The organism is Streptomyces sp., assembly GCF_031178505.1.
Taxonomy (GTDB): domain Bacteria; phylum Actinomycetota; class Actinomycetes; order Streptomycetales; family Streptomycetaceae; genus Streptomyces; species Streptomyces gulbargensis.
In genome coordinates this window covers 1-4,653 of record NZ_JAPSIW010000570.1, presented here as the reverse complement: position 1 = coordinate 4,653, position 4,653 = coordinate 1, and the positions used below count along the sequence as shown (strand labels likewise).

Annotated in this window: 3 protein-coding genes; 2 read left to right on the top strand and 1 reads right to left on the bottom strand. The window is 74.0% G+C overall.

Annotation, left to right across the window (positions count from 1 at the left end; translation table 11 throughout):
• Positions 1-500 (top strand): VCBS repeat-containing protein (locus RIF68_RS27970; RefSeq protein ID WP_309054081.1); only part of this gene is annotated, 500 nt, incomplete at its 5' end.
• A gap of 14 nt (positions 501-514) precedes the next feature.
• On the opposite strand, the gene RIF68_RS27965 is transcribed toward RIF68_RS27970, so the two are convergent.
• Positions 515-2,059 (bottom strand): MFS transporter, encoded by a 1,545-nt coding sequence (locus tag RIF68_RS27965; RefSeq protein WP_309054080.1) that lies wholly within the window; start codon positions 2,057-2,059, stop codon positions 515-517.
• Between the two features lie 236 nt (positions 2,060-2,295).
• Between RIF68_RS27965 and RIF68_RS27960 the strand changes: the two genes are divergently transcribed.
• The coding region (locus tag RIF68_RS27960; protein ID WP_309054079.1) for a DEAD/DEAH box helicase at positions 2,296-4,653 on the top strand (2,358 nt) is incomplete at its 3' end.

Below are 4,653 nucleotides of genomic sequence, written 5' to 3'. Positions count from 1 at the left end.
TCGGCACGGGCTGGGGCATCTACCAGCACATCGCGGGCGGCAGCGACCTGACCGGCGACGGCCGCGCGGACCTGCTCGCCACCGACAAGGCGGGCGGCCTGTGGCTCTACCCCGGCACCGGTAACGCCACCGCGCCCCTCGGCCCGCGCAAGCAGATCGGCACCGGCTGGGGCATCTACAACCAGCTCACCGCCACCGGCGACCTCGCCGGCGCCTCGGCCGGCGACCTCCTGGCCCGCGACGCGGACGGCGTCCTGTGGCTGTACCTCGGCAAGGGCGACGGCACCTTCGCGCCGCGCGCCCGGCTCGGCGCCGGGTGGAACGCGTACACCGACCTCGTCGGCATCGGGGACGGCAACGGCGACGGGCGGGCCGACCTGCTCGCCGCCAACGGAAAGGCGTACTTCTACGCCGGTACGGGCGACTGGTCGGCGCCCTTCAAGCCGGTGAAGGCGAACGACGTGCTGCCGGCCGACCTCGGGTACAACACCGCCTTCTGACGGCGGCCCCCTCCTCACGGCCCGGGCCGCTTCTCCTCCTCCAGGACGGGGAAGCGGCGCGGGGCCAGGGTGAGGAGGGCGAGGAGCGCGAGCCCGGCCGCCACCGCCGCGCCCAGGTAGACGGCGTCCACCGCCGCGTCGACCGCCCGGCGCAGCCGGTCGGTGGTCTCGGCGGTGAGGGAGCCGGGGGCGTCGAGGGCGCGGGCCAGGGTGTCCAGGTCGGTGCCGCCGCCGAGCCGGGAGGCGAGGACCGTGTTGGCGACGGCGCCGAACAGCGCGGCGCCGACGCTCTGCCCGACCTGCCGGCAGAAGAGGACCGAGGCGGTGGTCGTGCCCCGCTCCTCGTACGGGACGGTCGACTGCACGCCCACGATCAGCGGCAGCTGGAAGAGGCCGAGCGCCCCGCCGAGCAGCAGCATCAGCAGCGCGGGCTGCCAGGGCTCGCCGGGGAACGGCAGGAACGGGAACGCGAGCAGCAGCACCAGGGCCAGGGACATGCCGAGGACGGCGGTGAGCCGGAAGCCGACGCGGGTGTACACGCGGCTGGAGAGCGCGGCCGTGATCGGCCAGCTGAGGGTCCAGGCGGAGAGGACGAACCCGGCGGCGATCGGTCCGAGGCCGAGGACGGACTGGGCGTAGGTGGGCAGGAAGACGGCCGGGGCGACCATGAGCAGGCCGAGGGCGCCGAGGGAGAGGTTGACGGCGGCGATGGTGCGGCGGCGCCAGACCCAGCCGGGGATGATCGGTTCGGCCGCGCGGCGCTCGATGACGACGGTGAGCGCGGCGAGGGCGGCGGCCCCGCCGAGCAGGCCGAGGGAGGGCGCGGAGAGCCAGGGCCAGGCGACACCGCCCTGGACGAGCGCGGTGAGCAGCAGGACGCCGGTGGCGAAGACGGCGAGGGCGCCGGGCCAGTCGACCTTCACGCGCGCGCGTGCGGCGGAGGCGTCGCGGGCCGGTTCGGCGAGGTGGCGGACGATCAGCCAGAGGGCGAGGAGGCCCAGTGGCAGGTTGATCAGGAAGATCCAGCGCCAGTCGGCGTACCCGGCGAGCAGCCCGCCCACCGCCGGGCCCGCCACCGAGGAGGTGGCCCACACCGAGGACAGTTTCGCCTGGATCCGGGGCCGTTCCTTCAGGGGGTAGAGGTCGGCGGCGATGGTCTGGACGGTGCCCTGGAGCGCGCCGCCGCCGAGCCCCTGCACGACCCGGAAGGCGATGAGGGAGCCCATGTCCCAGGCCAGGGCGCAGAGCAGGGAGCCGGCGAGGAAGAGGACCGTGCCGGCGACCAGGACGGGTTTGCGGCCGAAGGTGTCGCTGAGCTTCCCGTACACCGGCAGGGTGACGGTCACGGCCAGCAGATAGCCGGAGAACAGCCAGGAGAAGACGGAGAGCCCGCCGAGGTCGCCGACGATCTGCGGGACGGCGGTGGCGACGACGGTGCCGTCGAGGGCGGCGAGCGCCATGGCGAGCATCAGCGCGGCGACGACGGGTCCGCGGCGGCCGGTGGGGGAGCCGGTGGGGCTCGGGGCCGGTCCGGTCCGGGGCGTCGGCTGCTTCGCCACCACAGGGTCCTTTCTTCGTACACCTAAATGGCGCGGACAGGGTCTCACCCCGGCCGGGCCGGGAGGAACCCCCCGGCCGCCCGGCCTCGTGCGGCCGGTGACATGATCCGGCCGCCCCCGGGTGACCGCATGCCCGCGCCCGGTGGCCGTCGTACGCTGGGCACCCCGGCCCGTGCGACGTGTCGGGCCGTTCGCGTTGTGTCCGCTCTCCAGTACGTACCGGGATGGAAAGCCCCATGAGCCTGCACGGTCTTCTCGACCTCGTCGTCAAGGACGCGGCCCTCGCCGAGGCGGTGAGGGCGGCCGCCGACGGGCACCGCCCGCACGTGGACCTCGTCGGACCTCCCGCCGCCCGCCCCTTCGCGGTCGCCGCGCTCGCCCGGGACTCGGGGCGGCCCGTCCTCGCCGTCACGGCCACCGGCCGCGAGGCGGAGGACCTGGCCGCCGCGCTGCGGTCGCTGCTCGACCCCGACACGGTGGTCGAGTACCCCTCCTGGGAGACCCTGCCGCACGAGCGGCTCTCGCCCCGCTCCGACACCGTGGGCCGTCGCCTCGCCGTGCTGCGCCGGCTCGCCCACCCGCGGGACGACGACCCGGCGGCCGGTCCCGTCTCGGTCGTCGTCGCGCCGGTCCGCTCCGTGCTCCAGCCGCAGGTCAAGGGCCTGGGCGACCTGGAGCCGGTGTCGCTGCGGTCGGGGGACACGGCCGATCTGAACGAGGTCGTCGAGGGGCTGGCCGCCGCCGCGTACTCCCGGGTGGAGCTGGTCGAGAAGCGCGGCGAGTTCGCCGTGCGCGGCGGCATCCTGGACGTCTTCCCGCCGACCGAGGAGCACCCGCTCCGCATCGAGTTCTGGGGCGACGACGTCGAGGAGATCCGCTACTTCAAGGTGGCGGACCAGCGGTCCCTGGAGGTCGCCGAGCACGGTCTGTGGGCACCGCCCTGCCGCGAGCTGCTGCTGACCGACTCCGTACGGGAGCGGGCGGCGGCGCTGGCCGAGGAGCACCCGGAGCTGGGCGAGCTGCTCGGCAGGATCGCGGAGGGGATCGCGGTCGAGGGCATGGAGTCCCTCGCGCCGGTGCTCGTGGACGACATGGAGCTGCTGCTCGACGTCCTGCCGCAGGGCTCGATGGCGCTGGTCTGCGACCCCGAGCGGGTACGGACCAGGGCCGCCGACCTGGTCGCGACGAGCCAGGAGTTCCTCCAGGCGTCCTGGGCGGCCACGGCGGGCGGCGGCGAGGCGCCGATCGACGTGGGCGCGGCCTCCCTGTGGGGGATCGCGGACGTACGGGAGCGGGCGCGGGAGCTGGGCATGGCCTGGTGGTCGGTGTCGCCGTTCGCCGCCGACGACGCCGAGCGGGAGGCCGACACGCTCACCCTGGGCATGCACGCCCCGGAGTCGTACCGCGGTGACACGGCCCGCGCGCTCGCCGACACCAAGGGCTGGCTGTCCGACGGCTGGCGCACGGTGTACGTGACGGAGGCGCACGGCCCCGCCGCCCGGACCGTCGAGGTCCTCGGCGGCGAGGGCATCGCCGCCCGGCAGGCCGCCGACCTGACGGACCTCACCCCGTCCGTGGTGCACGTGGCCTGCGGTTCGATCGACCACGGCTTCGTGGACCCGGCGCTGAAGCTGGCGGTCCTGACGGAGACGGACCTGTCGGGCCAGAAGGCGGCCGGCAAGGACGGGCAGCGGATGCCCGCCAAGCGGCGCAAGACGATCGACCCGCTGACCCTGGAGGCCGGCGACTACATCGTGCACGAGCAGCACGGGGTCGGCCGCTACATCGAGATGGTCCAGCGGACCGTCCAGGGCGCCACCCGCGAGTACCTGCTGGTGGAGTACGCCCCCGCCAAGCGCGGCCAGCCCGGCGACCGCCTCTACATCCCCACCGACCAGCTGGAGCAGGTCACCAAGTACGTGGGCGGTGAGGCGCCGACGCTGCACCGGCTCGGCGGCGCGGACTGGACGAAGACGAAGGCGCGGGCGAAGAAGGCGGTCAAGGAGATCGCCGCCGACCTCATCAAGCTGTACTCGGCGCGCATGGCGGCCCCAGGCCACGCCTTCGCGCCCGACACCCCCTGGCAGCGGGAGCTGGAGGACGCCTTCCCGTACGCGGAGACGCCCGACCAGCTGTCCACCATCGCCGAGGTGAAGGAGGACATGGAGAAGACGGTCCCCATGGACCGGCTGATCTGCGGCGACGTCGGCTACGGCAAGACGGAGATCGCGGTGCGGGCCGCGTTCAAGGCGGTCCAGGACGGCAAGCAGGTCGCGGTCCTGGTGCCGACCACGCTCCTGGTCCAGCAGCACTTCGGGACCTTCTCCGAGCGGTACGCGCAGTTCCCGGTGAAGGTCCGGGCGCTGTCCCGCTTCCAGACGGACACGGAGGCGAAGGCGACGCTGGAGGGCCTGCGCGACGGTTCGGTCGACGTCGTCATCGGCACCCACCGCCTCTTCTCCTCCGAGACGAAGTTCAAGGACCTCGGTCTGGTCATCGTCGACGAGGAGCAGCGCTTCGGCGTCGAGCACAAGGAGCAGCTGAAGAAGCTCCGCGCCAACGTCGACGTGCTCACCATGTCCGCCACGCCGATC